We start from the raw sequence: 26,988 nt of genomic DNA, 5'->3' as shown, positions 1-26,988 counted from the left end.
ATTCTTTCGTGCAAGAGACGGGCGTGCGCAACGGTGCCTTTGGCGCCGACAAATTCGGCTTAAAGAATCTCGAGCAGGTTCACTGGAACCTCGGTGCGCCGCAACTCTATCAATACTCGCTCGCGGCGGGTGAGGCGGTGCTGTCCGCCGACGGCGCACTCTGCGCCGACACGGGCGAGTTCACCGGGCGCAGCCCGAAGGACAAGTTCACGGTACGCGACGCCACCACCGACAAGAAGATGTGGTGGGCCGGCAACCAGTCGATCACGGCAGAGCAGTTCGAGACGCTCTACCAGGACTTCCTCAAGCACGCCGAAGGCAGGAAGCTGTTCGCGCAGGACCTCTATGGCGGCGCCGACCCGGCCTACCGGATCAAGACGCGCGTGTTCACCGAGCTCGCCTGGCACTCGCTGTTCATCCGCACGCTCCTGATCCGTCCGGAGGCGATCGAGCTGTCGACCTTCGTGCCGGAGCTCACCATCATCGACATGCCGAGCTTCCGCGCCGATCCTAAACGCCACGGCGTGCGCTCGGAGAACGTGGTCGCGATCGATTTCGCCCGCAAGATCGTCCTGATCGGCGGGTCTTATTATGCCGGCGAGATGAAGAAGTCGGTGTTCACCACGCTGAACTATTATCTGCCCGAGCGCGGCGTGATGCCGATGCACTGCTCGGCCAATGTCGGCGCCAAGGGCGACACCGCGATCTTCTTCGGGCTGTCGGGCACCGGCAAGACCACGCTGTCGGCCGATCCCAACCGCACGCTGATCGGCGACGACGAGCACGGCTGGGGCCCGAACGGCGTCTTCAATTTCGAGGGCGGCTGCTATGCCAAGTGCATCAAGCTGTCGAAGGAGGCCGAGCCGCAGATCTATGCCGCAAGCACGCGCTTCGGCGCGGTGCTCGAGAACTGCGTGCTCGACGAAGACACCCGCGTGGTCGATTTCGACGACGGCTCCAAGACCGAGAACACGCGTTCCGCGTACCCGCTCGACTTCATCCCGAACGCCTCGCGCACCGGCCGCGCGCCGCAGCCGAAGAACGTGGTGATGCTCGCCGCCGACGCCTTCGGCGTGCTGCCGCCGATCGCAAAGCTCTCGCCGGCGCAGGCGATGTATCACTTCCTCTCCGGCTACACCGCCAAGGTCGCCGGCACCGAGCGCGGGCTCGGCAACGAGCCGCAGCCGGAATTCTCGACCTGCTTCGGCTCGCCCTTCCTGCCGCTCGACCCCTCGGTCTACGGCAACATGCTGCGCGACCTCATCGCCCAGCACAATGTCGATTGCTGGCTGGTCAACACCGGGTGGACCGGCGGCAAGTACGGCACCGGGAGCCGCATGCCGATCAAGGTGACGCGCGCGCTGCTCACCGCCGCGCTCGACGGCTCGCTTCGCAACGTCGAATTCCGCACCGACAAATATTTCGGCTTCGCGGTCCCGACTGCGCTGCCGGGCGTGCCGGCCGAGATCCTCAACCCGGTCAACACCTGGAAGGACAAGGACGAGTTCGACAAGACCGCCCGCGCCCTGGTCGGCATGTTCCAGAAGAACTTCGCCAAGTTCGAAGCCCAGGTCGATGCCGAGGTCCGCGCCGCGGCGCCGGACGTGAAGCTCGCGGCGGAGTAGATCTCTCTCTTGAATACGGAAGGGCGGCCGTGAGGCCGCCCTTTTTGTTTGTGGCACTGGCGCGAACCACACCCTCAGTGTCGTCCCTGCGAACGCGGGGACCCATGCCGCGTGATCTATCGAGGGAGTGCGGTGCAAGTGCCAGCGAAGAAGATCACTCCGAATCTTCGCCAAACTTCTCCCTGGGTCCTCGCCTTCGCGGGGACGACATTGGGGAGAGAGTCACGCCTTGAAATACGCGATCTGCGTCGTAGTCGCGAGCAGCCTTCCGTTCGGCGACCACAGCTCGGCGTTCTGGTCGGCGTAGCTCTTGTGCATGATCTTCGAGTCGGCCGTCGCCAGCACGCGCGTGATGTCTTCAGTGGCGAGCTCCTCGCCGTCGGTGTGGAAATACGTCGTCAGCGACACCGTGCCGAACGGCACCAGCTCGCGCCGCGCATGGAAGATGCGGCCGAAGAAGGCGTCCGACATCGACATCAGCGACAGCATGTCGAGCTTGCGCGGGGTGCGGTCGCTGATCCAGATCTTCGAATAGGTGCTGGCGGGCTCGGCCTGTTGCGGGCCGATCCGCATCTCGCCCTCGACGAAACGGAATTCGTACTGGTTGGCCCAGGACGCCGAGATTTTCGGAAACGGCAGCGTCTCTTCGAACGGCTTTGTTTCAGGATATTGCGCCACCCGGTGCTCCCAGGACGGCCGGCGCTCGGCGAACACGGCGGTGGCGAGCGTCGCGACCTCGCCGCCGCCCTGGCTGAGCTCGACGCTCCAGTGCTGGCTGGAGCGGTTGGCCTTGACCAGCCGCACGTCGAGATCGAACGGGCCCTTGGCGATCGGCGCGCAGTAATTGACGGTGAGTGCCAGCGGATCGCCGGCGCGTTGCGGATGCTCGATCAGCGCGCGCAGGATCGTCGCGGCGGTGGCGCCGCCGAACGGGCCGACAAAGGCCCAGTAATCCTCGCTGGTGTGCCCCTGCCAGCTGCTGTCACCGGCGGTGATGCGCGTGGCGTCGTCGAAGGGATGCAGGAGCTTGGCGTGCATTGGATCAAACCTTCACTACGCTTCCGTCCCAAAGACGAAATTCCATCGTCTCATCATCGGGACCATATTTCCGCGAACTCGACAGATCGTCTGCCGGATCGTCCGTGACCCAGACGTCCGCCACCGAGCTACCGATGCGTTTCATTGCGATGACGCTCTTGCCGCTCGTCAGATCGGCAACGAAGTGGTCGATGGCCGTTGCCTCGTCCTTGCCGGAAAGACTGGCGAGGATGCTGCCGTGCGTGTGCCAGGGGAAACCGTCGAAACCCAGCGTCCAGTCCCCGTCGGGACATAGGACCAGCAATCGAAGCTGCCCATCCGGGCTCGTATATTCGCCGACGGGCACGATCGACTCCGGCTTGAGAAAGTTCAAACCGTCATATGACGGCTATCCTGCCAAAGCAATTACCTCGGGGGTAGCGATTTCACGCCGCGGAAAATCAGCTCGCGGCGTCGCGCAGGTCCGGGAGCACGGGCGTGGTCGGGTTGACCGGCACGTTCCAGATCTCCTCGGCATATTCGCGGATGGTGCGGTCCGAGGAGAACCAGGCCATGCGCGCGACGTTGAGGATGGAGGCGCGCGTCCAGGCCGGCGAGACCAGCCAGCGCGCATCGACCGCGCGCTGCGCCTCGTAATAGGAATCGAAATCGGCGCTGACCATGTAGTGGTCGAGATAGCGCAGTGCATGCGCGATGGATTCGAAGCGGCCGGGATCGCCGGCCGAAAACTCGCCGGTGCCGATCGCGTTGATGGCGCGCTGGAGCTTCGGCGAGTTGCGGATGATGTCGGAGGCGTCCAGCCCCTGCTTGCGCCGGATCATCACGTCGCCGGCTTCCATGCCGAAGATCGCGATGTTCTCCGCGCCGACCTGGTCGCGGATCTCGATATTGGCGCCGTCGAGCGTGCCGATGGTGATGGCGCCGTTGAGCGCCAGCTTCATGTTGCCGGTGCCGGAGGCCTCCATGCCGGCGGTGGAGATCTGCTCGGAGAGATCGGCGGCGGGAATGATCACCTCGGCGAGGCTGACATTGTAGTCGGGCAGGAACACGACCTTGAGCTTGCCGCCGATCGCGGGATCGTTGTTGACGACCTCCGCGACGTCGTTGATCAGCTTGATGATCAGCTTGGCATAGCGGTAGCTGGCCGCCGCCTTGCCGGCGAAGATCTTCACCCGCGGCACCCAATTGCCGTTGGGGTCGTCCTTGATCGACTGGTACAGCGCGACCGTCTCGATGATGTTGAGCAACTGGCGCTTGTACTCGTGGATGCGCTTGATCTGCACGTCGAACAGCGCGCCCGGGTCGACCTTGATGCCGAGCCGCTCGCCGATCAGGCGGGCGAGTTGTGTCTTGTTGTGGTGCTTGACGCTGCGGAACTTCTTCTGGAACTCGACGTCGCTGGCGCGCGCCTCGATCAGCGAGAGCTGGGTGGGATCGTCGAGCACGGCCTCGCCGCAGGTCTCGCGCAACAGGTCGGTCAGCTTCGGGTTCGCCAGCATCAGCCAGCGGCGGAAGGTGATGCCGTTGGTCTTGTTGGTGATGCGGCCGGGATAGAGGTGGTTGAGATCGTGGAACACGGTCTCGCGCATCAGGTCCGAATGCATCGCCGAAACGCCATTGATGCGGTGCGAGCCGACGAAGGCGAGCTGGCCCATGCGCACGCGGCGCCCGCTCTTCTCGTCGATCAGCGAGACCGAGGCGCGGAAGTCGATGTCGCCGGGGCAGCGCGCCTCCGCCAGCGCCAGATGCTGCACGTTGATGCGGTAGATGATCTCGAGATGCCGCGGCAACAGCCGCTCGAACAGCTCGACCGGCCAGGTCTCCAGCGCCTCGGGCAGCAGCGTGTGGTTGGTGTAGGAGAGCGTGGCGACCGTGATCTTCCAGGCCTCGTCCCAGCGGAAATTGTGCAAATCGACGAGGATCCGCATCAGCTCGGTGACGGCAAGGCTCGGATGGGTGTCGTTGAGCTGCACCGCGACCTTGGACGACAGGCTGCGCAGCTGGCCGTCGGAGGCGAGGTGCCGCTTGACCAGATCCTGCAGCGAAGCGGAGACGAAGAAATATTCCTGGCGCAGCCGCAGCTCGCGGCCCGCCGGGCTCTCGTCGTTCGGATAGAGGAATTTGCAGATCGCCTCCGCGCGCGACTGCTCGGCGCTGGCGCTGACATAGTCGCCCTTGTTGAAGGCATCTAACTTGAGCGGATCGGGCGAGCGCGCCGACCACAGGCGGAGCGCGTTGACGTGATGGCCGCGCCAGCCGACGATCGGCGTATCATAGGCGATCGCCTGCACCGTCTCGCCGGCATGCCAGATTGCGCGATCGCGGCCCTTGTCGTCGACATGCTCGACGCCGCCGCCGAAATTGACATCGTAGATCACCTCCGGCCGCTGCAATTCCCAGGGGTTGCCGAAGCTCAGCCATTCGTCGGGATATTCCTGCTGCCAGCCCTGGTTGATGATCTGGCGGAACAGGCCGTAATCGTAACGGATGCCGTAGCCGATCGCGGGGATCGACAGCGTCGCCATGCTCTCCATGAAGCAGGCGGCGAGGCGGCCAAGGCCGCCATTGCCGAGCGCAGCGTCCGGCTCGCATTTGCGCAGCTCCGGCAGCGACACGCCGAGATCGCCGAGCGCGACCTCGAAGATCTTCAGCAGCCCCATGTTGTTGAGTGCGTCGGAGAACAGGCGACCTATCAGGAATTCGAGCGAGAGATAATAGACCCGCTTGCGCCCCGCATCGTAGCTGTGCTTCTCGGCCGTGAGCCAGCGATGCACGATGCGGTCGCGCAGCGCCAGCGCCGCGGCCTGATACCAGTCGTGCCTGGTCGCCATGCCCGCGTCCTTGCCGATGGCAAGGCGCAGCTTCGCCAGGATCGCGCCCTTGATCTCAGCCAGCGCGAGTTCGTCGATGGGTTGCCCCGGGGCGGGAGAACTGGGCTGGAACGATGAATCCTGCAAAGCCGTCACTTCCTGGTCGTAAGACACACTGCTCACTCTACGCGCCCTGCCTTCGCATCGGAACTGCCGCCCGTGCGGCCGAGCACTGCGATGGCGTAAATTTATGCAAGGAACGGGCCGAGTTGGGAACCCGGACAAGTGCGGAGAAACCGGGATTCGGTGCTAGATTACGAAAGATTCAGCCATCAGTGTGGAGGCGCCCCATGAGAATGCTGATGAGACCGCTGACGAGACTGCTGACACGACTGCCGATCGAAATCGCTACAACGGCCCTGCTCGTCATCTGCATCAGCGCCTCCAGCGCGGCGTTTGCCGCCGGCAAATCCGGTCGCAGCGCCGATGGCCTCAGTTGTGGCTTCACGGTCCCGCAGAATGCGTCGCCCGCCGCTCGCTGCGCTGCAATCAAGCGCCAATGCGGCGGCAAGTTTTACGCAAATGCCTGCGGCGACCGACTGCTGTCCGCGGCGAATTAGGAGCCGTCGCAGATCCGGCGCACTCAAGCCGCCTTCGTCTGCACCGCATCGCAAAACTCCGCGAGACGATCCGCAAGCCGCAGCGTAGCCGGGCTCGCATCCGGCGAAGCCATCAGTGCGAGCTCGGTCTTGCTGATCGGTGCAAAGCCCTCCTTTGCCGTCAGCACGCGGTGGTCGGACTGGATCGACATCTCCGACAAGATGCTGAGGCCCATGCCGGCGGCGACCGCGGCCTGGATGCCGGCGAGGCTCGACGAGGAATAGGCCATGTGCCAGGCGCGGCCGATGCTTTCCAGCGCGTGGATGGCGCCGGCACGGTAGAGGCAGCCGGTCGGGAAACCGATCAGCGGCACGGATGCGGCGTCGACATCCACCGGATGGCTCTTGCTGGTGACCCAGTGCACCCGCTCGGGCCACACCGCGATGGCGCCTTTCTCGCCGGCGGCGCGCTTGAACAGCGCAAGGTCGAGTTCGCCGCGTTCGAGATCGCGGGCGAGATGCTTGCTCTGGTCGGCGCGCACGTCGAGCCGCAGGCCCGGATGCGAGCGCGAGAACGCGCCCAACAATTTGGTCAGCCGGTACGCCGCGAAATCCTCGGGAATGCCGAGCCGGATCGCGCCTTCGCTACCAGGTTGGCGCAGCACGTCGCGAGCCTCCTCCGCGAGCGAGAGCAGCCGCCGCGCATAGGAGAGCAGCCGCTCGCCGGCCTCGGTCGGCCGCACGTCCTTGCCGTCCCGGTGCAGCAGCACCTGACCGACATCCTCCTCCAACCGCTTGATCTGCTGGCTTACGGTCGACTGCGTGCGGTGGACGCGCTCGCCGGCGCGCGTGAAGCCGCCGGCCTCCACGACCGAGACGAAGCTGCGCAGGAGCTCCAGATCGAGCATCGCCGCCTCCATTCGAAAATCCACTGATGCGAAGTTAATCATTTAATTTTCAAATGACAAGCCGCGTCCCTAGATCGAGGGCGAGAAGAAAAACATCCGAGAATGCCCTCATGTCCCTTGCGACCTCGCTTCCCGCACCCCGCAGCCGCTTCAACACGTTGCCGCTCGTCATCGGCCTGTTCTGCCTGCTCTGGAGTTACGCCTTCGTCGCCGGCAAGATCGGCGTCACCCATTGCCCGCCGCTGATTCTGCTCGCCGCGCGCTTCTCGCTCGCGGGCATTTTGATCCTGGGTGCGACGCTGATCCGCGGCGAGGGCTGGTCCTTGTCCTGGCGCGATGCCGCCATCTTCGCGGTGCTCGGCATCGCCAACAACGCGCTCTATCTCGGCCTCGGTTACACCGGCCTGCAATCGGTCTCGGCGGGCCTCGGCGGCCTGATTGTCTCGGCCAATCCGGTATTCACCGCCGCGTTGGCGGCCCTGCTGCTCGGCGAGGGCATGACCTGGCGCAAGGCAGGCGGACTTCTTCTCGGAATCATCGGCGTCACCCTGATCGTCTGGCATCGCCTCTCGGTCGGCACTGACAGCCTGCACGGCATCGTCTTCACGCTGGCCTCGCTCGCCTCCATCGTGGCCGGCACCATCCTGTTCAAGCTGCTGGCGCCGAAGGGGTCCTTGTGGATCGGCAACGGCGTGCAGAACCTGGCTGCCGGCATCGTGCTGACGCCGGTCGCGTTCGCCTTCGCCGATATCCACGCGATCGACCTCATGCCGAGCCTGATCGGCGCCTTCGCGTTCCTCGTGCTGGGCGGCTCGATCCTCGCCTATTGGCTCTGGTTTCATCTCCTGAAAGTGTGTGGCGCCACCGCCGCCAGCGCCTATCACTTCCTGATGCCGCCGCTCGGCATGCTGTTCGCGTTCCTCGTGCTCGGCGAGCACGTCGAGGCCCGCGATCTGCTCGGGATCATTCCGGTGGCGCTCGGCATTTATCTGGTGACGCGCCCCGCGAAGCCCGTCTCGTAACAGGAGTTCATCATGCCCGTTTCCATCACCCTGATCGGGGGCCCCACCGCGCTGATCGAGATCGACGGCTTCCGCCTGCTCACCGACCCGACGTTCGACGCGCCCGGCGCCTATCAACTGCCGCATGTGAAGCTGGAGAAGACGATCGGACCTGCCATGAGGCCCGACGCGATCGGACCGGTCGACGCGGTGCTGCTCAGCCACGACCAGCACTCCGACAATCTCGACAATTCCGGCCGCGACTATCTCTTCAAGGTCAAGCGCGTGCTGACGACGGAGGCGGGCGCAAAGCGCCTCGGCGGTCATGTCGAGGGCCTCGCGCCCTGGAGCGTCGCGCATCTCAGGGACGACGACGGCAACACGCTGACCATCACCGCGACCCCCGCGCGCCACGGCCCGGCCGGCATCGAGCCGCTGTCGGGTGATGTCATCGGCTTCGTGGTGTCGTCGAGCCGGGAGGATACCAGCGCGGTCTATATCAGCGGCGACACCACCTGGTTCGACGGCGTCGCCGAGGTCGCGCGCCGCTTCAAGTGCGGCGTGGTGCTGCCCTTCGCGGGCGCGGCGCAGACGCGCGGGCCGTTCCATCTCACCATGGACACCAACGACACCATCGAGACCGCGCGTGCCTTTCCCGACGCGATGATCGTGCCGCTGCATACCGAAGGCTGGGCGCATTTCCGCCAGAACGGCGAGGATCTGCGCAAGACCTTCGACGCGCTCGGCTTCGGGACGCGGTTGCGCCTGCTGGAGCCGGGCGTGCCGACGGTGGTCGAGGCGCCGTAGCGTGGTGTAACTCGCTCTCTCCTCCTCGTCATGGCCTGGCTTGACGGTGGGGAGGCAGGACGCGCCCCCTCAATCCTTCCGGAACACGATCGACGCCATCCATCCCGTCATCAGCGCCATCGCCGCCGTGGCGAGGCCGTAGATCAGCCCGTTCTGCCGCGCCGTGGTCGCAACGAACTGCTCGAAGCCGACCTTGACGATCTCGAATGCGGTTTCGGTCTTGCCGATGAACGCGCCGTTCGCGAACAGCTTGATCTCGACCTCATAGGTCCCGATCGGCACCTCCGCCGGCAGTGGAATGCCGGTGCGGAACAGCGTCGGCGTCAGGAACGTCACCGCGCTCGGATCCTCGCGATAGAGGCCGCGTTGCGTGCGCAGGCGAATGAAGGCCGAGCGGAACGCGTCGTTCGGCACCACGTCGGCGTAATCGCCGCCGACCCGCTGCGTCAGCAGCACGTTGTTGAGCCCGATCTGCTGCCGCCGTGCGATCTCGGGCGAGGTGATCGCATCGAAGGGGCGATTGGCGAACAGCGCGAGATAGCTCGGCACCTGCAGGAACTGCCGGTAGTCGGCGTTGATCCAGATGCCGAAGGTGCGCTCCTTGCGCCGTGTCACCATGTCGGCGCGCGGGCCCTTCACGGTGACGACGAGATCGTAAGCCATGCGGTCGGCGGGCGTCGTGGCGTCCTTCTCCACCGAGCCGAACAGCACCAGCTCCTCGCCGGAATAGTCCGGTGTCACCGTGACGCGGTGGTTGGAGACCGACACGATCAGCCGCTCGCCCCGCGCAGCGCCGCCGAGCAGCAGGACGAGAACGATTGCGAGGAGCGTGCGCGTCATCCGCTCACTCCGAGCTCGCGGATGGTGAAGAGATCCGAGGGCTGGATCACCAGCTCGATTGCGAAGCGGACGCCGACCGAGAGGATCAGGAGGCCGAGCAGCAACCGCAGCTGCTCGCCGCGGATCTTCTGGCCGGCGCGGGCGCCGAACTGGGCGCCGGTGACGCCGCCGACCATCAGGATCAGCGCCAGCACGGCGTCGACGAGGTGGTTGGTCACGGCGTGCAGCATGGTCGCGAACAGCATCGTGACGAGCGTCAGCACCATCGAGGTCCCGATCACCGTCGAGGTCGGCACCCGCAGCAGATAGATCATGATCGGCACCAGGATGAAGCCGCCGCCGATGCCCATGATGGCGCCGATGAAGCCGATCACGATGCCGACGACCACGACCGGAATCACCGAGAGATAGATCTTCGAGCGCTTGAACCGCATCTTCAGCGGCAGGCCGTGGATCCAGTTGTGCGTGCGCCGTGGCGGCAGCGCGCCGCGCCGGGTCCGCATCAACGCGCGCAGGCCTTCCGAGAACATCAGGCTGCCGACGGTGGTGAGCAGCACGACGTAGGAGAGCGCGATCATCAGGTCGAGCTGGCCGAGCGCGCGCAGCTGCGTGAAGGTCCAGACGCCGAGCGTCGTGCCGGCCACGCCGCCGCAGAGCAGGACGCTCGCCAGCGCCGGATCGATCGCGCGCCGTCGCCAGTAGGAGAGGGCGCCGGAAAAGGACGAGGCCGCGATATGGCTCGCGACGGAGGCGACCGCGACCGCCGGCGTGATGCCGATGAAGATCAGAAGCGGCGTCATCAGGAAGCCGCCGCCGATCCCGAACATGCCGGACACGAAGCCCACCGCGGCGCCCATCGCCAGCACCAGGAAGACGTTGACCGGAAGATCGGCGATCGGAAGATAGAGCTGCATTGAACCACGCACCGGCGAGATGGATCGACGAACGCGGAATGCTCGCGGAAAGGACGGAACGATTGCCGCGCCCCTCAATAGCGGAATTCGCTGGCGGGCGGGACCGGGAACTTCGCGCGTGGTGAATGCGTCAAGTGAGATCAGTCGGCTGGTCACCGCGCGCCGCGGCTCCCGCCACCTTCTCCGCTGTCATGCCCCGGCTTGACCGGGGCATCCAGTACGCCGCGCCCGTTGTTGTGACAGCGAGCTCCTCAACGCCGGCCTCTGGAATACTGGGTCGCCCGGTCAAGCCGGGCGACGACAAGAAGCCGCTTAATGCGCCGCGGAAGCCGAGCGCTTGGTTGCGGCTTGCTTCGGCGCCGGCTTTGCGCTTGCCTGCGGCGCGCTGTCCCAGCCGCCGTTCGGGGTCGCAACGTTGACGGCGTCGTCGGGCTGTGGCTCGGCGCTGAAGGTCTGGATCGCGAGCTTGGCGGCGGCGAGCGATTGCGGGTCGAGGCGCTTGGCGACGTCGTCGCGCTTGCCGGCCGCGTCGGCGTCGCCCTGCGCGGCCGCCAGGCTGAACCATTTGTAGGATTCGGCGAGGTTCTGCTCGACGCCGATGCCGCGGGCATAGAGGATGCCGAGGTTGAACTGGCTGTCGGCGACGCCGCGATCGGCCGCCTTGCGGAACCACTGCGCCGCGCTCTTGTAGTTGGCGCCGCGGCCGCCGCCGTCGGCATCGAGCACCGCGAGGTTGTGCATCGCCTTGGCGTTGCCGCGCTCGGCGGCCTGCGTGTAGTAGCGGCGGGCGATGTCGGCGTCCTTCTTCACGCCAAGGCCCTTTTCGTAGAGCGTGCCGAGGCGGAAGGTCGCGGGCACCACGCCGGCCTGCGCCGCGCGGTCGTACCATTTCGCGGCTTCGTCGTAATTCGTGGCGACGCCCTTTCCTTCCGCAAAGCGCACGCCGATCTCATAGGCCGCGGTCGCATCGCCCTTCATCGCGGCGGTGCGCAAGGCCGGGCCGCCGATACCGTCAGGCAGTCGCTCGCTCGGCGGCACCTGGACGAGGCCGAGCCTGGCGCGGCTCGTGCCCGACAGCGCGCCGGTGACGTCGCTGGAGGCCGGCGGCGGCACCGCCGCCGCCGGAGCGGGGGGGATTTCAACCGAGGCCGAGCTGCCCGGATTGGCGGCAGGTGCTGGCGGGGCGTTGTTCTGGGATTGCCGTCCGATCGGCGTCGGCGAGGTCATCGACGGCGTGATCTGTTCCGGCGCGGCTGGCCTGGTCTCGACCGGCGATGGCGCGGCCTGCGGTGCCGGTTCGCTCGGATTGTCCTGCATCGCCTGCGGCGTCGGTGACGGGCCGCCGCCTTCGAGCAGGTTCATCGCCATCTTGAAGGTGCCGAGCACGATCACGACCACGCTCGCGCCGACCAGCAGCGAGCGGATCTTCGAGGTGATGGTCGAGGCACCTTCCTGGCCCTTGTCCTTGGCGCGGGCAATCGCGGCCTTGGCGCCACGGGCCGGCTTCTCGGGCGGCTGCGCGGCGGCAGCTTGCGCCGCGCGGCGCGCGGCCGCGATGAAGCTCGACGACGACACCGGCTCTTTCGGTGCGGAGGGGATTTCGCTGATCGCGCTTTCGGAGGCGGCGATGCGCTCGGACGGCGTGGCAACGCGCCCGCCCGGCCGCGTGCCCGGTTCGAGCGGATGATCCGGCGGCAATTCCGGCGCGAGCGCGGCCCGCCCGGGGGCGGTGTGCGGCTCCAGGATTTCGCTGATCGCACGCGGCGGCAAGGGTGGTGCGACTTGCGGTGCCGCCGGCACCGGCGGCGGGACGGCGGGCGCGGCGGCGTGGAATTCGCGCGGCGCGGCGACGAAGGCGGAGTGCGGCGGCTGCTGCATGGCAGCCGGGTTCGGCAGCTCCGGCTTCGTATCGTATTTCGGCGGCTGTGCTTGCGGTCGCGGCTCACGCGCCACCGGCGCGGGCTCCATCGGCGCGGCCATCGGCATCGGCTGCGGTGCAGGGGCCGGCGGCGCGGTGCGCACTGCGCGCAGATCGCCCTCGATCATGGAGAGGCGATCGACGACGTGGCCGAGCGCACTGTGCACGGCGTCGAGCGAGTCCTGGGTGCTGCGGTTGGTCTCGGCCTGGCTGAAGCGGATGTCGGAGAGCTCGCGCTTGACGAGATCGACCACGCCCGAATCGGCCGGCGGCGCCGAGCTGCGGCTTTCTGCGAGGGCCGCATAGGTCGCCTGCTGCCGCTCTAGGTGGCGGAGGATGTCGTGCAGCCCGTCCTCGACGCGGCTCAAATTGCCGTTGCGCGGATCGGAGGCGGCTTCGATCCGTTCCAGCAGATAGGAGACGCGCTGCTCGAGATGCGCGAAGGTGGATGTGGAATCGTTGCCGACCTGCATGCGGTCGAAACGGTCCGACAGCGCGCGGATCGCGGCTTCCAGATGCTCGGTGCTCTCGGATGGTTGGGGCCGCTCGCGGGTTTCGAGCGCGGCGGTGAGCGCGGCGATGCGCTGCTCCAGCACCGCAAAACCGTCGCCGTGGCCGGACGCGCGGGTGATCTGGTCGACCTTGGACGACAGCAGCTGCACGTCATCGGAAAGCCGCGCCAACGCCTCGTTGGACGCGACGTTCGAGACGATGCCGCGCAGCGCCGAGATCGCGCCTTCGAGCTGCTGCACTGTCGAGGGATCGTCATTGGCGCGCAGGATCAGATCGAGCTTGGCACCGAGATTGCGGATCGCCTCGTCGTAGCCGGTGAGCTGCTCGGCCGGCGTCAGCGTGCGCAGCACCTGCTTGATGTCGGACAGCGCATGCTCGATGCCGGACAGGACCTGGCCGTCGGTGCCGTTGGACCGGGTCTCGTCGATGCGACGGTGCAGCGAGCGGATCTCGTTCTCGATCGATTCGATCGCGCGCCGCGGCATCGCCTCGGTGATGGCCGCACGGATTTCCGCAAGCTCGCTGCGGAAGGCGGCGATCGCCTGCTCGGTATTGTCGGGACGCTGCAGCGACTCGATCTGGCTCGTGATCCTGAGCAGATGGCGTTCGAGCGACGAGAAGTCCGGCCCCGGCTGCGGTGGCGGCGGCGTGTAGGCAGGCGCGGGCGGCGCCATCGGGGGTGCCGAAGGAGCGGCCCAGGGAGCTGCATTGGGCGCGATCGACGGTGCGGCACGCGGCGGCATCGGACGGGGCGCAAAGCCGTCGAGTTCGCTCTGGCGCGCCGTGATCTCGGCGACCGCGACGTCGAACGAAGCCGGGCTCAGGGGTGGTGAACTGCGATAGACCTGCGCGGCCGCGCGCTCGACGGCATCGGCCTGGCGCTGGCGCGTGTCGGCCGCGGCGGGCCGGGGGGCCTGCGGCTGCTGCGGTTGCCGCTGCGGACGGGAGATTTGCGACAGACGCGCATCGAGCCGCGAGATCGCGTCGTTGAGCTGGCGTGCGACGCCCTGCTCACGCGAGACGTCTGGTCTTGAAGAGTCCTGACGCGGAGCGGGCTTGGAAATCCGTTCGATCTGCTGGGTGATCGCGTCGAGTCGCTGGTGGATATCGGCGACCTCGCGGCTCTCCTGACTTGGTCCCTGGCTCGGCACGTGTTGCGGCCGCTGGTCGTAGGGTCCGCGAAAGTTCGGCGGGGCAGTCTCGCCGAGCGTGGAGTTCAGCCAATCGTTGAGCGACATGCCGGCTCTGCGCGCAGCAGCTTCGGCCCGCTCCCGGACGGATGGATCGATGCCGTCGACACTCCACGATACGCGCGAATTCATGACTCTGTCCGGTTCCGACTCCGGCGCCCCACCCGGCGCCTCCAGCCTCCCCACGCGTTCCGGTTGTAAGTACAATCGAATTTGGCGCGGGTCGTCTGCCTCGAAGACCGACTTTTTCCTGTTACGGTAAATAACGGGTTAAGGAACGCGTCGCCGCTGTCTTAAAGTTGGGCGGGGGGAACCGGGAGCATGCTGGGGCTGCATCCTTGGCGGAATGCTGCCGCCATACACTCTGCTGTCGTCGCCCGCGAAGGCGGGCGATCCAGTACGCCGCAGCCGATCGATTCCAGCCGCGCTGCCTCGGAGTACTGGATCCCGCCTTCGCGGGGCATGACGCCGGTGGTGTGGTGACGGTCTCCCGTAGCGTCGCGGCTCCCCTAGCCCTTCTCGCGCTTGCCATCCTCCAGCGGCCCTACCGTGGCCTTGCCGCTCATCGCCGACAGCGCCGCGCGCGGCTTAGCGACCGGGCGAGTGCAAGCGCGTGTCCAGTGCGAATGGCTCCTGGGATCTCAGCTTGTAGGCGCCCGCCGCAGTTGCAGCGATGAAGATCACGTTCCAACTCGCTGTCGAGACCACGCTTGGAATCACAATGAACCTGTGTTTCGCAAGCAGCTCATCCCCGAATGCCTGCTGGCCGGCACTTGGTATGCCTGGTCTCAGCCAATTGAGATTTGGAACAGTGCCGGGCTCGACCACGAAGACGCCGGTGGGATCGATGGTCGCGGACGTGATCACATGGGGCACCATGTCCAGCGCTCGAAATCCTTTATGGACGGCGACTTCGAGAATCGCTGTTGCGGGATCGATCGAGCAATACACCGCGCGAACGCCTCTGCTGTTCCAGCGACCGCCGGCGAGAAAGGCGCCCTCGCCACTGTCCCAGGTCGATGCATATTTCGATTGATCGAGACGCCAGGCCACCAGCTCGGAGCCACCGAGCGCGGTGGGAAGCGGCGTCACGCGTAAACGCCGTATTCGAGCCGCGTCAGAAAGTCTTCGACCAGTTCAATGCCTGCTGGCGTCGCCAGCAGGTCAATCGGCTTGCGCTGATCGAGACCGATCGCTGGACGCTCCAGCCAATGTTCGGCCTCTTCCTTCGATCCGAAGATCGAAGTCGCCTTGGCCAATATCTCCGCGAGCTTCCAGGCGCGGCCGCTCTGCTCGGGGCTGAGATGTCGAATATTTTCGGCCGTATGGCGCTGGTACGTTCGATGGCTCATTCCGATCGCCCGCTCGAGAGAATCGTCCCAGCGGAGCGACGCGAAGTTTGCGACCAGATACACCAGCGCCTTGGATGGAAGACCGCTGACGAGAGCTTCGTGAGCCTCCAGCGGGCTTTGGGGCATCTTCCGGAAGGTCGAGGTCCCTCCGAGAAGCCGGGCAACCGCTGTCAGCCGGGCTACGTCACGGGATTGAGCAAATTCGTCCATAGGGGCCTCGCCACTTGTCGTATCAAATATGACAAGTGGCGTCGTCAGTTTCAAGTGCGTGGCAAGACGGTCGGCGGGCCAGCCTCACCCCTTCCCCTCCCGCTTGCCGTCCTCCAGCGGTACCACCGTGGCCTTGCCGCTCATCGCCGAGAGCGCCTCGAGTGTCTCCTCGCAGAAATCGGCCACCATCTGCTCGTGCCGAGCCCCTAAGCGGAGCAGGAGCAAATTGCCGAGATCGAGCCGGCCTTCCGCCGTGCCGTCGGGGAATCGCTTCTTCAGGATGCGCTCGTAGTTGGCGTGGCGGTCGCGGTGGTGCTCGAGCCGGGCCATCAAATCGGCGCGCAGCGGCTCGATGTCGATGCTGTCGAGCGCATGGAGGCGGACCAGGAGATCGTCCTTGGTCGAGGCCGGCGTGCTTGGCCGCGCGGCCCAGTGCCGCAGCGCTGTTCTGCCTTCGGGGGTGAGCGTATACACTAGTTTGTTGGGCTTGCCCGATTGCACGACCTCGCGGCCCTGGATGTAGCCGCGGTCGCGCAGCTTGGAGAGCTCGCGGTAGATTTGCTGGTGGTCGGCCTTCCAGAAGAAGCCGATCGAGGAATCGAACGTCTTGGCGAGCTCGTAGCCCGTCATCGGACGTTCCGTCAGGCATGCGAGGATCGCGTCGCCCAGGGCCATCACCGGACTCCTTGTTTCTTCCACCTCGCCCATGCCGCTTGACTTTATGCGCATTGGCGCATATGCGTCAATGTGCATATCGGGACACATCGGGCCGGGCGCAAGATCCGATCCGAAAAACCCAGCGAAATCAATCGCCACGCTACTGTGCATGGGGTTGTTTTCGCGTTTTTTGTCCGGGCCTTTAGGGAGGCAGCTGCGAATGACCGGCCTCGATTCCTGGTACGCCTACATGAAGTCTCATGACCGCACCGCGCTCTGGGACCTCCTGCATCCCGACGCCGTGTTCGAAAGCCCCGTGGTGCACACGCCGCAGCGCGGCCGCGACATCACCTTCAAATACCTCGCCAGCGCCGAGAAGGTGCTCGGCGGTCCCGGCTTCACCTATGTCGGCGAGTGGCTCAGCGACAATGGCGCCGTGCTCGAATTCAAGAATGTCATCGACGGCATCGAGATCAACGGTGTCGACATCATCACTTTCGACGGCGAGGGACGCATCACCCACTTCAAGGTGATGGTGCGTCCGCTCAAGGCGATCAACATGCTGCACCGCCTGATGGCGGAGCAGCTTGCCGCCGCCCAATCATAAGCCCAACATCATCCCTTCAAGCCTCCTGCCGGGAGACCACCATGCCGATCTATAAAGCCCCCGTCGAAGACGTGAACTTCCTGCTCAACGACGTCTTCCAGATCGACCGCTACGACAATCTGCCGGGCTTCTCCGATGCGTCGAGCGACGTGCGCGAAGCGATTCTGGGCGAAGCCGCCAAGCTCGCCGAAGAGGTGCTGCAGCCGCTCAATCGCGTCGGCGATCTCGAAGGCTGCAAGCGCGGCGATGACGGCAGCGTCACCACGCCGAAGGGCTTCAAGGACGCCTTCAAGCAGGTCGCCGAGGGCGGATGGCTCGGCCTGTCGGCCCCGACTGAATATGGTGGGCAGGGCCTGCCGGTGACGCTGAGCCAGGCGGTCAACGAATTCCAGATCTCCGCCAACATGGCGTTCTCGATGTATGGCGGCCTCACCATGGGCGCGACCGCGGCCCTCCTGGTGCACGGCACGCCGGAGCAGAAGCAGACCTACGTTCCGAAGATGATCGCCGGCGAATGGACCGGCACCATGAACCTGACCGAGCCGCATTGCGGCACCGATCTCGGCATGCTCCGCACCAAGGCGGTGCGCCAGCCCGACGGCAGCTTCAAGATCACGGGCACCAAGATCTTCATTTCGGCCGGCGAGCACGATCTCGCCGACAACATCATCCACCTCGTGCTCGCCCGTATCGAGGGCGCGCCCGCCGGCATCAAGGGCGTGTCGCTGTTCGTGGTGCCCAAGTTCCTTGTGAAGCCGGATGGCTCGGTCGGTGCGCGCAACGGCGTCGTCTGCGGCTCGATCGAGCACAAGATGGGCATCCACGGCAATTCCACCTGCGTGATGAACTACGACAACGCCACCGGCTGGCTGATCGGCGAAGAGAACAAGGGCATGCAGGGCATGTTCGTGATGATGAACGAGGCCCGCCTCGGCGTCGCCGTGCAGGGCCTCGCGCAGTCCGAGGTCGCCTATCAGAACGCCGTCGCCTATGCGCGCGAGCGCATCCAGGGCCGCGCGCTCACCGGCGCCAAGGCGCCGGACAAGCAGGCTGACCCGATCATCGTGCACCCCGACGTGCGCCGCACGCTGCTTTCGATCCGCGCCTTCAACGAGGCCGCGCGCGCCTTCGTGATCTGGACCGCGCTGAAGAGCGACGTCGCCCACCGCTCCGAAGATCCCAGGGATCGCCAGGCCGCCGACGACCACATGGGCCTGATGACGCCGGTGCTGAAGGGCTTCCTCACCGACTACGGTTTCGCCAACGCGGTGCAGGCGCAGCAGATGTATGGCGGCCACGGCTACATCGCCGAGCAGGGCATGGAGCAGTTCGTGCGCGATGCGCGCATCGCCATGATCTATGAAGGCGCCAACGGCATCCAGGCGCTCGACCTCGTCGGCCGCAAGCTGCCGCGCGACGGCGGCCGAGCCATCATGGCCTTCTTCGGCGAGGTGATGGCCTTCGCCAAGGAGAACGGCGGCGACGAGGCGCTGAAGCCGTTCATCGCGCCGCTTTCGACCTCGCTCGGCCATCTCCAGCAGGCCACGACCTGGCTGATGCAGAATGCGATGGCGAAGCCGGACAATGCCGGCGCCGCCGCGACCGACTATCTGCATCTGTTCGGCTTCGTCACGCTCGGCTACATGTGGGCGAAGATGGCCAAGGTGACGCTAGGGAAGATTGCCGAGAGCGGGGCGAGCCCCTATCTCTCGACCAAGCTCGTCACCGGCCGCTTCTTCATGGAGCGGATGCTGCCGGAGACCGCGGCCAATCTCGCGCGTATCCAGGCCGGCTGCGCCACCATCATGGAATTGCCGGCGGAAGCGTTCTGAGCCTGCTTCCGCAGCCTGCTCCCAACCGCGTCTGAACATCACATCAGGAGGGCGTCATGCCTGAGGCATTCATCTACGACCACGTTCGCACCCCGCGCGGCCGCGGCAAGGCGGACGGCGCGCTGCACGAGGTCACGGCGCTCGCGCTCGCCACCGTGCCACTGAAGGCGCTGAAGGACCGCAACAGCCTGCCGGAAGATTCGGTCGACGACGTCGTGCTCGGCGTGGTCGATCCCGTCGGCGAGGCTGGTTCCGACATCGCGCGCTTCGCCGCGCTGAAGGCCGGCCTCGGCGATGCCGTGCCCGGCGTGCAGATCAGCCGCTTCTGCGCGTCCGGCCTCGATGCCGTGAACTTCGCTGCGGCGCAGATCATGAGCGGCCAGCATGAACTGGTGATCGGCGGCGGCGCCGAATCGATGAGCCGCGTCGGCATCGGCGCCTCCGGTGGCGCCTGGCCGATGGATCCCTCGATTGCGGTGCCTGCCTATTTCATGCCGCAGGGCGTCTCGGCCGATCTGATCGCGACCAAGTACGGCTTCTCGCGTGACGACGTCGACGCCTACGCCGTGCAGAGCCAGCAGCGCGCGGCCAAGGCCTGGGACGAGGGTCGATTCGACAAGTCGGTGGTGCCGGTCAAGGACATCAACGGCCTCACCATCCTCGCCAGGGACGAGCACATGCGTCCCTCGACCACGATGCAGTCGCTGGCGCAGCTGCAGCCGTCGTTCACGATGATGGCGCAGATGGGCGGCTTCGACGGCGTAGCGGTGCAGTCGCATCCGGAGGTCGAGCGCGTCAATTACGTGCACCACGCCGGCAATTCGTCGGGCATCGTCGACGGCGCCGGCGCCGTGCTGCTCGGCAGCAAGGAAGCGGGCGCGAAGTACGGCATGAAACCGCGGGCAAAAATCCGCGCGTTCGCGAACATCGGCTCTGAGCCTGCGATGATGCTGACCGGTCCGGTCGACGTCACCGAAAAGCTGTTCGCGCGTTCCGGCATGAAGAAGTCGGACATCGACCTGTTCGAGCTCAACGAGGCCTTCGCCTCCGTCGTGCTGCGCTACATCCAGGCCTTCGACATCGACAACGCCAGGATCAACGTCAATGGCGGCGCGATCGCGCTCGGCCATCCGTTAGGGGCGACCGGCGCGATGATCCTCGGCACCGTGCTCGACGAGCTCGAGCGCACCAACAAGTCCACCGCCCTGGTGACGCTGTGCATCGGCGGCGGCATGGGCACCGCGACCATCATCGAGCGCGTGTAAGGGTAGGGAGCAACCAGCATGTCGTACAGGAACTTCAAGGTTGAAACCGATTCCGACGGTATCGCGCTCGTCACCTGGGACATCCCGGGCCGTTCGATGAACGTGCTCGACGAGACCTCGACCAATGAGTTGGAGGCGATCGTCAAGGCGACCACGGCGGACGCCGCGGTGAAGGGCGTCGTCATCACCTCCGCGAAAGAGGCATTCTGTGCCGGCGCCGACCTCTCCATGCTCGAGGGCATGAACCAGGCCTACGCCAAGGTGTTCAAGGAGCAGGGCGAGACCGCGGCGAACCAGATGCTGTTCGACCAGAGCCGCCGCTTCTCGCTGGTGCTGCGCTCGATCGAGACGTCGGGCAAGCCGTGGGCGGCCGCGATCAACGGCCTCGCGCTCGGCGGCGGCTTCGAGATCACGCTGTGCTGCCATTATCGCGTCGCGGCCGAAAACCCCAAGACGCGTCTCGGCCTGCCGGAGGTCAAGGTCGGCCTGTTCCCCGGCGCTGGCGGCACCCAGCGCGTGCCGCGCCTGGTGCCCCCGCAGGACGCGATGACGATCCTGCTCAAGGGTGATCCCGTCACGGTCGAGAAGGCCAAGGCGCTGAACCTGATCCATGCCATCGTTCCCGCCGCCGACCTCGTCAAGGCCGCGAAGGATTGGATCAGGGGCGGCGGCAAGGCCGTCGCGCCCTGGGATGAGAAGGGCTTCAAGCTCCCCGGCGGCCCGGTGTTCTCCAAGGCCGGCATGATGATGTTCCCGGCCGGCAACGCGATCTACCGCCGCGAGACCTACGACAACTATCCGGCCGCGCGCGCCATCATGAGCTGCGTCTACGAGGGCCTGCAGCTGCCGATCGATGCCGCGCTGCGCGTGGAGTCGCGCTACTTCACCTCGGTGCTGCGCTCGAAGGAAGCGGCCGCGATGATCCGCAGCCTGTTCCTGTCGATGCAGGAGCTCAACAAGGGCGCGCGCCGCCCGAAGGACGTGGCCCCGACCAAGGTGAAGAAGATCGCCGTGATCGGCGCCGGCTTCATGGGCGCCAGCGTCGGCTACGTCTCGGCCCGCGCCGGTCTCGACGTCGTCCTGATCGACCGCGACCAGGAGAGCGCCGACAAGGGCAAGGCGCACGCGCAGAAGGTGATCGAGGAGCAGATCAAGAAGGGCCGTGCCAAGCCTGGTGACGCCGAAGCGCTGCTCGCGCGCATCACGCCGACGGCGGACTATGCCGCGCTGAAGGACGTCGACCTCGTCATCGAGGCGGTGTTCGAGGACCGCAAGGTCAAGGCCGAGACCTTCGCCAAGGCGCAGCAATATCTCAAGCCCGACGTGATCTTCGCGTCGAACACTTCGACGCTGCCGATCACTTCTCTTGCTGAATCCTTCAAGGATCAGGGCAAGTTCGTCGGCATCCACTTCTTCTCGCCGGTCGAGAAGATGATGCTGGTCGAGATCATCCTCGGCAAGAACACCGGCGATGTCGCGCTTGCGACCGCGCTCGACTACGTCCGCCAGATCGGCAAGACGCCGATCGTGGTCAACGATTCTCGCGGCTTCTTCGCCAACCGCTGCGTCGGCCGCTATGTCGCCGAAGGCAACGAGATGTTCCTGGAAGGCGTGCCGCCGGCGATGATCGAGAACTGCGCCAAGATGGCCGGCATGCCGGTCGGCCCGCTCTCGCTGTCGGATGAAGTCGCGCTCGACCTTGGGCTCAAGATCATGAAGGCGACGGAGGCCGATCTCGGTCCCAACGCCATCAATCCCGATCAGAAGAAGCTGATGGTGGAGATGGTCGAGAAGCAGGGCCGCTTGGGGCGCAAGAACAGCAAGGGCTTCTACGACTATCCCGAGAAGGGCAAGGGCCAGAAGAGCCTGTGGCCGGGCTTGTCGGCGCTGCAGCCGAAGCAGCTCGACCCTGATACGCTCGATATCGAGGAACTGAAGCAGCGCTTCCTGGTGGTGCAGGCGGTGGAAGCCGCGCGCACGGTGGAGGACCACGTGATCACCGATCCGCGCGAGGCGGATGTCGGCTCGATCCTCGGCTTCGGCTTTGCGCCGTTCACCGGCGGTACGCTGTCCTATATCGACTTCATGGGCACGAAGAAGTTCGTCGAGCTCTGCCGCAAGCTCGAGGCGAAATACGGTTCGCGCTTCACCCCGCCGAAGCTGCTCGAGGAGATGGCTGCGAAGGGCGAGACCTTCTACGGCCGCTTTGCGCCGAAGAAGGCAGCGGCCTGAGTGAGCTGTTGCCCGGAAGGCACGCAGAAACAAAGGGCCGGATCATCGATCCGGCCTTTCTTATTTTCCGACTGGCGCGCCGGCGGGGCGACGCTCGCTCGGCCCTGGCACCGCTCTTGCTGATGTTCCACCGGATGGCCCATTGGCGTTGAAGGTGTCCCGCAATGATCCCCACGGTGTTTCAAGACAGCGCAGCCGGCGTTGCGATGAGATACGCCCCCTTGTTGCTGCAGGGGCGGCCGTGGCCGCGCCGCAGGCTGCTCCGGCGGCGCAGAAAAATTCCTTCGTGGGGCGGCCTCGTCCTACTCGTCCTCCTTCTTGATATCGCGATGGCCGTGCTTGCCTGGCTCGCCGTCGATGTCGTCCTGCATTGAGAGCTCGCCCCTGTGCAGGTGGAACGTCGCCGCCAGATAGGCGAGCTGGCCGGCAATCAGGCAGCCGACGACGATTGGAATGCCCGTCCAAAATCCAAAGCCCGAGGTCTGAAGGACTGTCGCGGCAAGGATCGCGGTTGCCGGCGAGACCAGTAGCAGAGTCCAGACTCGGAAGGTCAGCCCCGTCGCAAGGCCAGTGATTGCGCTCGCGAGCAGGAGAAGGAGTACAGCCGTCACAATAGCTTCCCGGTCCAGTGGTCTGCGTCGTGTTCCCTCGCTGAAGCTGAGCCAAGCGGAGTGCTCTCACAAGGATGGCGACGGCCGCGGCGTATACAACGCAGAGTTATTGTTAACCCCGACAATGCTCGTAAAATTGATGTCAGCGCGTTTTGAATCTTCGGATTCCGCCAATGGTGAGAGCAAGGAGCCGGATCATCGATCCGAGTCTTCGTCGCCTCGCCTGTCGTGCTCTGCGAACAGCGGACCAAAGCTCCTGCGCAGTTCGGAAGGGGCGGAATTCAGCTTGCGGCGCTCGGAACCATCGCGGACCGGCGCCAGCGCCTCGGCCGGGGCCTGACGGCGATCTTCTGGACAATCACCGGGCCTTCGGTCACGATCTCACCGCTGTCGAGGCCCGGCGCAGGGACCTGCCCCTCAGGGTTCAGCTTCAGATATTCCTCGCCATTTTCGAGCTTCCTGGCGCCGATTCGACCTCGACCAGATCATAGGGCGGGCCGGCTTTCAGGAGGGCGATGTGGCGACAGCGAGCAGGCACCGGCCGAATCGTACGGGTTTCACGGAGTTTCTCCGCCGGATGCTTGGTTCGGCCGAAAGAGCAACTACATGCACGTGCTTGAAATAGTCAAGATTGATGCAGGTGCATCGAATGGGGTAAGAGACGGGCGACGAGCTTGAGCGGGACCATGAAACGCAAACCATCGACCGAGGCAACAGCCGCCTGGATCCGCCTGATGCGGGTGCAGAGCCGCGTGCTCGATTGCGTCGAGCAGGACTTGAAGAAGGCCGGCTTCCCACCGCTGGCCTGGTACGATGCGCTGCTCGAATTGTCGCGGGCGCCCTCGGGCGAATTGCGGCCGGTCGAACTCGAACGGCAGATGCTGATCCCGCAATATTCCACCTCGCGCCTAATCGACCGCCTCGTCGACGAGGGCCTCGCCTCGCGGCGCGAATGCAAGATCGACAAGCGCGGCCAGTTCGTCGAGATCACGGAGGCCGGCCGCGAGCTGCAGAAGCGGATGTGGGGCGCCTATTCGGCTGCGATCGAGAAATATGTCGGTTCGAAATTGTCTGATGCCGACGCTGTCAAGCTCAGCGGTCTGCTCGACCGCCTGGGCTGCTCGTGCGGCGAGATGAAACTGCCGCCCGCGGGCGTCAACGAAAGCATGCCGTCGCGATGATCGCGCGGCAAACCCGCTTGTCCGCGCAACCGGTGGGTTCGCGGACCATCCCTGTCACCCGCGCGCGTTCGGTCGAAGCGCTTTTGATTAGAGTTTGATATGGCGCGAGACCAGATCGATATGACGCCGATGCAATCACGCGACGAGCTCGTCGCGTGGTTCGAGGCCGGCTGCAAGGACCCGTCCGAATTCCGCCTGGGCACCGAGCACGAGAAGACGCCGTTCACGCTCGAAGGCCACCGTCCCGTGCCTTACGAGGGCGCACGCGGCATCGGCGCGCTGCTCGAGGGCATGAAGCTCCTGCTCGGCTGGGAGCCCATCATGGAGAAGGGCAACATCATCGGCCTCTACGACGTCACCGGCGGCGGCGCGATCTCGCTCGAGCCGGGCGGGCAGTTCGAGCTCTCCGGCGCGCCGGTCGAGAACGTGCACCAGACCCAGAGCGAGTTGATGGCGCACCTTGCCCAGGTGCGCGAGATCGCAACACCGCTCGGCATCGGCTTCCTCGGGCTCGGCATGACGCCGTCCTGGTCGCGCGCCGATATCCCGGTGATGCCCAAGGGCCGCTACAAGATCATGACCAATTACATGCCGAAGGTCGGTCAGTACGGCCTCGACATGATGTACCGGACCTGCACGGTGCAGACCAATCTCGACTTCTCCTCCGAAGCCGACATGGTCAAGAAGCTGCGCGTCTCGCTCGCGCTGCAGCCGGTCGCCACCGCGCTGTTCGCCAATTCGCCTTTCACCGAGGGCAAGCCGAACGGCTTCCTCTCTTTTCGGTCCGAAATCTGGCGCGATACCGACAACGCGCGTTCGGGCATGATGCCATGGGCGTTCGAGGACGGCATGGGGTTCGAGCGCTATGTCGACTACGCGCTCGACGTGCCCATGTATTTCGTCAAGCGCGACGAGGAGTACATCGACGTGTCGGGGTCCTCGTTCCGCGCGTTCTTCGACGGCCGCAACAACAACCTTCCGGGCCAGCGTCCGACGCTGTCGGACTGGGCCAACCATCTCTCGACCATCTTCCCGGAAGTGCGGCTCAAGCGCTATCTCGAGATGCGCGGTTCCGACGGCGGCCCGTGGGGCCGGTTACCGGCTTTGCCGGCGTTCTGGGTCGGGCTGCTCTACGACGACGCTTCGCTCGATGCCGCCTGGGACATGGTGAAGCACTGGACCGTGCATGAGCGTCAGGCGCTGCGCGACGACGTGCCGCGCTTCGGCTTCAAGGCGCGGATCAGGGACCGCTATCTGTTCGAGATCGCCAAGGAGTGCCTCGTTCTTGCGCATGCCGGCCTGCGCCGGCGCGGCCGGATCGACCAGCTTGGCCGCGACGAGACCCGGCACCTCGAGCCGCTCGATCGCATCATCGATTCCGGCCGGACGCCGGCGGAGGAGATGCTGGAGAAGTTCAACGGTCCCTGGAAGGGTTCGGTGGAACCGGCCTACGCGGAGTACGCGTTCTAGACCTTTAGGCCAACGACGGGAGTTGAGCCGTTCATCGCCCATACAGGTTTGCGGCGATCAAATGACCGGCTGAAAAAACCTGAGCGTCGTCAATAATTCGAAAGCTGTTCCGATGGGGAAGGGCCATCTGACCGGAGCCATCATGGCAAAGGTCCTGGCAAGCGTCGTGGCATGTGTCGCGCTGCTATCGCTCGCATTCGCGAGTGTGCCGGCGCGCGCCCAGACCGCGTTCGACCGGCCCGGCGGCGACTATTTCAGCACGCCGGTCGCGTCGGGCGATCCCGAGGATTGCGCGCTGCTGTGCGAGCGTGATCGCCGCTGCCGCTCCTGGAGCTTCAGCTATCCCGACGTCGAGGGCGGCTCGGCGGTGTGCTGGCTGAAGAACACCGTGCCGGCGCGCGTGCCGGGCAGTTGCTGTATCTCGGGGGTGCGTGGCGCCGGCGTGATCGAGCCGCGGGTCGAGGGCGTCGAGACGTCGATCGACCGCCCCGGCGGCGATCTGCGCAATTTCGAGCTGAAGGTGGGGGAGGGCGTGGAGGTCTGCAAGGCTGCGTGTACCGCCGACAACAAATGCCGCGCCTTCACCTATGCTCGCCCCGGCTACACCGGACGAGAGGCGCACTGTTTCCTGAAGAGGGAAATCAAGCCGCCGCGCCGCAAGGCGGGATTCACGTCGGGCGTGGTGCGGTAGTGTTCGTATTCGTGCGCCGCACTGCAGAGCGGGGGCCGATGCCACAGCACATTCGGTTGCGTCATGGGTTCCGGCTCTGCGCCGCATCGTTTCACGATGCGCCTTGTCCGGGACACGTCAGGCTTATGCATCCGCCCCGATCACCGTGAGCTCCGGCCACAGAGCCTTCCATCGCGCAGCCTTCGCCTCGTAATTGGCGATGGAAAAATTTGGCGCCCGGTTGGGCCGCACGATCAGCCTTGCGACGTCATCGAATCCGTGGGGCGCATAGACGTCGAAACTCTCGCCCGCGCGTCTCGCTCCGATTTGCGTATTCTGCGTCAGGAAGCGGTCGATGCCGTCGGTCGAGCGCGCCAGCGGCGGATAGGGCAGGCCATGCTTGTCGGGGTACCACAGATGCACCCGCGCCTGGTTGCGGACCTCGACCTTGGCGCCAAGATGCGCGAGCCGCGCATGCAGCCTGCGGAGCACCGCGTCCTCCGCTTCCCACGAGGTATCGGAATCGAAATAGAACACGTCGTAGTCGGCGATGCCGTGGTCGATCGCGCGGCCCGTGAGCACGTTCCACACTGTCTGCACCAGGCATCCTGCGACCAGCCACGCATCCGGCAGCCCGTGTCGCGCCAGTTCATCGATGATCGCGACGTTGGCTGGATTCTTCAGCGCGGTTGCGAGGAATTCGTCGCGGTTCATCGTGAGGGTGGCGCGTGCTGCCGC

General features: G+C 65.6%; 23 protein-coding genes and 1 pseudogene. 11 read left to right on the top strand and 13 right to left on the bottom strand.

The genetic code is table 11. The annotated features are described in order from the left end of the window. Positions 1 to 8 precede the first annotated feature (8 nt). Positions 9 to 1,625: a phosphoenolpyruvate carboxykinase gene (locus XH87_RS27275; RefSeq protein WP_035700623.1), complete on the top strand. Its 1,617-nt coding sequence runs from the start codon at positions 9 to 11 to the stop codon at positions 1,623 to 1,625. A 222-nt stretch (positions 1,626 to 1,847) separates the two neighbouring features. On the opposite strand, the gene XH87_RS27270 is transcribed toward XH87_RS27275, so the two are convergent. The 3 genes from XH87_RS27270 to XH87_RS27260 all read right to left on the bottom strand — a co-directional run bounded on the left by XH87_RS27270 (position 1,848) and on the right by XH87_RS27260 (position 5,620). Further along, positions 1,848 to 2,663 carry an acyl-CoA thioesterase gene (locus XH87_RS27270; RefSeq protein ID WP_271589594.1) on the bottom strand — a complete coding sequence of 272 codons (816 nt, stop codon included), beginning with the start codon at positions 2,661 to 2,663 and terminating at the stop codon, positions 1,848 to 1,850. A gap of 4 nt (positions 2,664 to 2,667) precedes the next feature. Beyond that, a complete protein-coding gene (locus XH87_RS27265) occupies positions 2,668 to 3,036 on the bottom strand; it encodes a hypothetical protein (protein WP_271589593.1) in 369 nt (122 codons plus the stop codon). Positions 3,037 to 3,103: 67 nt separating this feature from the next. Continuing rightward, positions 3,104 to 5,620: a glycogen/starch/alpha-glucan phosphorylase gene (locus XH87_RS27260; RefSeq protein WP_271589760.1), complete on the bottom strand. Its 2,517-nt coding sequence runs from the start codon at positions 5,618 to 5,620 to the stop codon at positions 3,104 to 3,106. 203 nt (positions 5,621 to 5,823) lie between these two features. Between XH87_RS27260 and XH87_RS27255 the strand changes: the two genes are divergently transcribed. Beyond that, complete coding sequence (locus tag XH87_RS27255; protein ID WP_333909199.1) at positions 5,824 to 6,093, top strand: hypothetical protein; 270 nt, start codon at positions 5,824 to 5,826, stop codon at positions 6,091 to 6,093. 23 nt (positions 6,094 to 6,116) lie between these two features. On the opposite strand, the gene XH87_RS27250 is transcribed toward XH87_RS27255, so the two are convergent. Further along, positions 6,117 to 6,980 (bottom strand): LysR family transcriptional regulator, encoded by an 864-nt coding sequence (locus XH87_RS27250; RefSeq protein ID WP_035700659.1) that lies wholly within the window; start codon positions 6,978 to 6,980, stop codon positions 6,117 to 6,119. 110 nt (positions 6,981 to 7,090) lie between these two features. Here XH87_RS27250 and XH87_RS27245 point away from each other — a divergent pair, with 110 nt between their 5' ends. Both XH87_RS27245 and XH87_RS27240 read left to right on the top strand, forming a co-directional pair. Continuing rightward, positions 7,091 to 8,002 carry a DMT family transporter gene (locus tag XH87_RS27245; RefSeq protein WP_271589591.1) on the top strand — a complete coding sequence of 304 codons (912 nt, stop codon included), beginning with the start codon at positions 7,091 to 7,093 and terminating at the stop codon, positions 8,000 to 8,002. Positions 8,003 to 8,014: 12 nt separating this feature from the next. Next, a complete protein-coding gene (locus XH87_RS27240) occupies positions 8,015 to 8,788 on the top strand; it encodes an MBL fold metallo-hydrolase (RefSeq protein WP_271589590.1) in 774 nt (257 codons plus the stop codon). 69 nt (positions 8,789 to 8,857) lie between these two features. Here XH87_RS27240 and XH87_RS27235 read toward each other — a convergent pair whose 3' ends face one another. The 6 genes from XH87_RS27235 to XH87_RS27210 all read right to left on the bottom strand — a co-directional run bounded on the left by XH87_RS27235 (position 8,858) and on the right by XH87_RS27210 (position 16,400). Then, positions 8,858 to 9,628 (bottom strand): TIGR02186 family protein, encoded by a 771-nt coding sequence (locus XH87_RS27235; protein WP_158669686.1) that lies wholly within the window; start codon positions 9,626 to 9,628, stop codon positions 8,858 to 8,860. Further along, positions 9,625 to 10,542, bottom strand: coding sequence for a sulfite exporter TauE/SafE family protein (locus XH87_RS27230; RefSeq protein WP_158669685.1), 918 nt, complete (start codon positions 10,540 to 10,542; stop codon positions 9,625 to 9,627). Before XH87_RS27230 ends, XH87_RS27235 begins: the two co-directional genes overlap by 4 nt. Before the next feature lie 312 nt (positions 10,543 to 10,854). Next, positions 10,855 to 14,295, bottom strand: coding sequence for a hypothetical protein (locus tag XH87_RS27225; protein ID WP_271589589.1), 3,441 nt, complete (start codon positions 14,293 to 14,295; stop codon positions 10,855 to 10,857). 456 nt (positions 14,296 to 14,751) lie between these two features. Then, a complete protein-coding gene (locus tag XH87_RS27220; protein ID WP_271589588.1) occupies positions 14,752 to 15,255 on the bottom strand; it encodes an RES family NAD+ phosphorylase in 504 nt (167 codons plus the stop codon). After that, positions 15,252 to 15,725: a type II RES/Xre toxin-antitoxin system antitoxin gene (gene parS / locus XH87_RS27215; protein WP_271589587.1), complete on the bottom strand. Its 474-nt coding sequence runs from the start codon at positions 15,723 to 15,725 to the stop codon at positions 15,252 to 15,254. Before parS ends, XH87_RS27220 begins: the two co-directional genes overlap by 4 nt. A gap of 84 nt (positions 15,726 to 15,809) precedes the next feature. Further along, on the bottom strand, positions 15,810 to 16,400 hold the full coding sequence (locus tag XH87_RS27210; protein WP_271589586.1) for a PadR family transcriptional regulator: 591 nt from the start codon (positions 16,398 to 16,400) through the stop codon (positions 15,810 to 15,812). Positions 16,401 to 16,602: 202 nt separating this feature from the next. Between XH87_RS27210 and XH87_RS27205 the strand changes: the two genes are divergently transcribed. From XH87_RS27205 to XH87_RS27190, 4 genes are read left to right on the top strand one after another with little or no spacing between them, the layout of a single operon-like run. Beyond that, positions 16,603 to 16,989 carry a nuclear transport factor 2 family protein gene (locus tag XH87_RS27205; protein WP_271589585.1) on the top strand — a complete coding sequence of 129 codons (387 nt, stop codon included), beginning with the start codon at positions 16,603 to 16,605 and terminating at the stop codon, positions 16,987 to 16,989. A gap of 41 nt (positions 16,990 to 17,030) precedes the next feature. Next, positions 17,031 to 18,821, top strand: coding sequence for an acyl-CoA dehydrogenase C-terminal domain-containing protein (locus XH87_RS27200; RefSeq protein WP_271589584.1), 1,791 nt, complete (start codon positions 17,031 to 17,033; stop codon positions 18,819 to 18,821). A 56-nt stretch (positions 18,822 to 18,877) separates the two neighbouring features. Then, positions 18,878 to 20,086, top strand: coding sequence for an acetyl-CoA C-acetyltransferase (locus tag XH87_RS27195; RefSeq protein ID WP_271589583.1), 1,209 nt, complete (start codon positions 18,878 to 18,880; stop codon positions 20,084 to 20,086). Between the two features lie 18 nt (positions 20,087 to 20,104). Continuing rightward, entirely contained in the window at positions 20,105 to 22,318 is a 2,214-nt protein-coding gene (locus XH87_RS27190) for an FAD-dependent oxidoreductase (protein WP_271589582.1), read from the top strand. A 302-nt stretch (positions 22,319 to 22,620) separates the two neighbouring features. Here XH87_RS27190 and XH87_RS27185 read toward each other — a convergent pair whose 3' ends face one another. Next, positions 22,621 to 22,929 carry a hypothetical protein gene (locus XH87_RS27185; protein WP_271589581.1) on the bottom strand — a complete coding sequence of 103 codons (309 nt, stop codon included), beginning with the start codon at positions 22,927 to 22,929 and terminating at the stop codon, positions 22,621 to 22,623. 234 nt (positions 22,930 to 23,163) lie between these two features. After that, positions 23,164 to 23,456 (bottom strand): annotated as a pseudogene (locus XH87_RS27180) (glutathione transferase GstA); the annotation flags it as partial. A gap of 159 nt (positions 23,457 to 23,615) precedes the next feature. On the opposite strand from XH87_RS27180, the gene XH87_RS27175 reads away from it, so the two are divergent. The 3 genes from XH87_RS27175 (at position 23,616) to XH87_RS27165 (ending at position 26,271) form a co-directional block, all read left to right on the top strand. Beyond that, positions 23,616 to 24,110 carry a MarR family winged helix-turn-helix transcriptional regulator gene (locus XH87_RS27175; protein ID WP_035700674.1) on the top strand — a complete coding sequence of 165 codons (495 nt, stop codon included), beginning with the start codon at positions 23,616 to 23,618 and terminating at the stop codon, positions 24,108 to 24,110. A gap of 99 nt (positions 24,111 to 24,209) precedes the next feature. Then, positions 24,210 to 25,580 (top strand): glutamate--cysteine ligase, encoded by a 1,371-nt coding sequence (locus XH87_RS27170; protein WP_271589580.1) that lies wholly within the window; start codon positions 24,210 to 24,212, stop codon positions 25,578 to 25,580. 112 nt (positions 25,581 to 25,692) lie between these two features. After that, a complete protein-coding gene (locus XH87_RS27165; protein WP_271589579.1) occupies positions 25,693 to 26,271 on the top strand; it encodes a PAN domain-containing protein in 579 nt (192 codons plus the stop codon). Between the two features lie 123 nt (positions 26,272 to 26,394). Here XH87_RS27165 and XH87_RS27160 read toward each other — a convergent pair whose 3' ends face one another. Beyond that, on the bottom strand, positions 26,395 to 26,964 hold the full coding sequence (locus tag XH87_RS27160) for a nucleotidyltransferase family protein (RefSeq protein ID WP_271589578.1): 570 nt from the start codon (positions 26,962 to 26,964) through the stop codon (positions 26,395 to 26,397). Positions 26,965 to 26,988 lie beyond the last annotated feature (24 nt).

The organism is Bradyrhizobium sp. CCBAU 53415 (genome assembly GCF_028128735.1).
In the GTDB taxonomy this organism is placed as follows: Bacteria; Pseudomonadota; Alphaproteobacteria; order Rhizobiales; family Xanthobacteraceae; genus Bradyrhizobium.
This window is presented reverse-complemented; position numbering and strand designations above follow the sequence as displayed.

Bases quoted from the DNA above. Each gene is read 5' to 3' on its own strand.
- XH87_RS27270 (WP_271589594.1), bottom strand. From the start codon at position 2,663: ATGCACGCCAAGCTCCTGCATCCCTTCGACGACGCCACGCGCATCACC.
- XH87_RS27255 (WP_333909199.1), top strand. From the start codon at position 5,824: ATGAGAATGCTGATGAGACCGCTGACGAGACTGCTGACACGACTGCCG.
- XH87_RS27250 (WP_035700659.1), bottom strand. From the start codon at position 6,980: ATGCTCGATCTGGAGCTCCTGCGCAGCTTCGTCTCGGTCGTGGAGGCC.
- XH87_RS27245 (WP_271589591.1), top strand. From the start codon at position 7,091: ATGTCCCTTGCGACCTCGCTTCCCGCACCCCGCAGCCGCTTCAACACG.
- XH87_RS27240 (WP_271589590.1), top strand. From the start codon at position 8,015: ATGCCCGTTTCCATCACCCTGATCGGGGGCCCCACCGCGCTGATCGAG.
- XH87_RS27235 (WP_158669686.1), bottom strand. From the start codon at position 9,628: ATGACGCGCACGCTCCTCGCAATCGTTCTCGTCCTGCTGCTCGGCGGC.
- XH87_RS27230 (WP_158669685.1), bottom strand. From the start codon at position 10,542: ATGCAGCTCTATCTTCCGATCGCCGATCTTCCGGTCAACGTCTTCCTG.
- XH87_RS27225 (WP_271589589.1), bottom strand. From the start codon at position 14,295: ATGAATTCGCGCGTATCGTGGAGTGTCGACGGCATCGATCCATCCGTC.
- parS (WP_271589587.1), bottom strand. From the start codon at position 15,725: ATGGACGAATTTGCTCAATCCCGTGACGTAGCCCGGCTGACAGCGGTT.
- XH87_RS27210 (WP_271589586.1), bottom strand. From the start codon at position 16,400: ATGGCCCTGGGCGACGCGATCCTCGCATGCCTGACGGAACGTCCGATG.
- XH87_RS27205 (WP_271589585.1), top strand. From the start codon at position 16,603: ATGACCGGCCTCGATTCCTGGTACGCCTACATGAAGTCTCATGACCGC.
- XH87_RS27200 (WP_271589584.1), top strand. From the start codon at position 17,031: ATGCCGATCTATAAAGCCCCCGTCGAAGACGTGAACTTCCTGCTCAAC.
- XH87_RS27195 (WP_271589583.1), top strand. From the start codon at position 18,878: ATGCCTGAGGCATTCATCTACGACCACGTTCGCACCCCGCGCGGCCGC.
- XH87_RS27190 (WP_271589582.1), top strand. From the start codon at position 20,105: ATGTCGTACAGGAACTTCAAGGTTGAAACCGATTCCGACGGTATCGCG.
- XH87_RS27175 (WP_035700674.1), top strand. From the start codon at position 23,616: ATGAAACGCAAACCATCGACCGAGGCAACAGCCGCCTGGATCCGCCTG.
- XH87_RS27170 (WP_271589580.1), top strand. From the start codon at position 24,210: ATGGCGCGAGACCAGATCGATATGACGCCGATGCAATCACGCGACGAG.
- XH87_RS27165 (WP_271589579.1), top strand. From the start codon at position 25,693: ATGGGGAAGGGCCATCTGACCGGAGCCATCATGGCAAAGGTCCTGGCA.
- XH87_RS27160 (WP_271589578.1), bottom strand. From the start codon at position 26,964: ATGAACCGCGACGAATTCCTCGCAACCGCGCTGAAGAATCCAGCCAAC.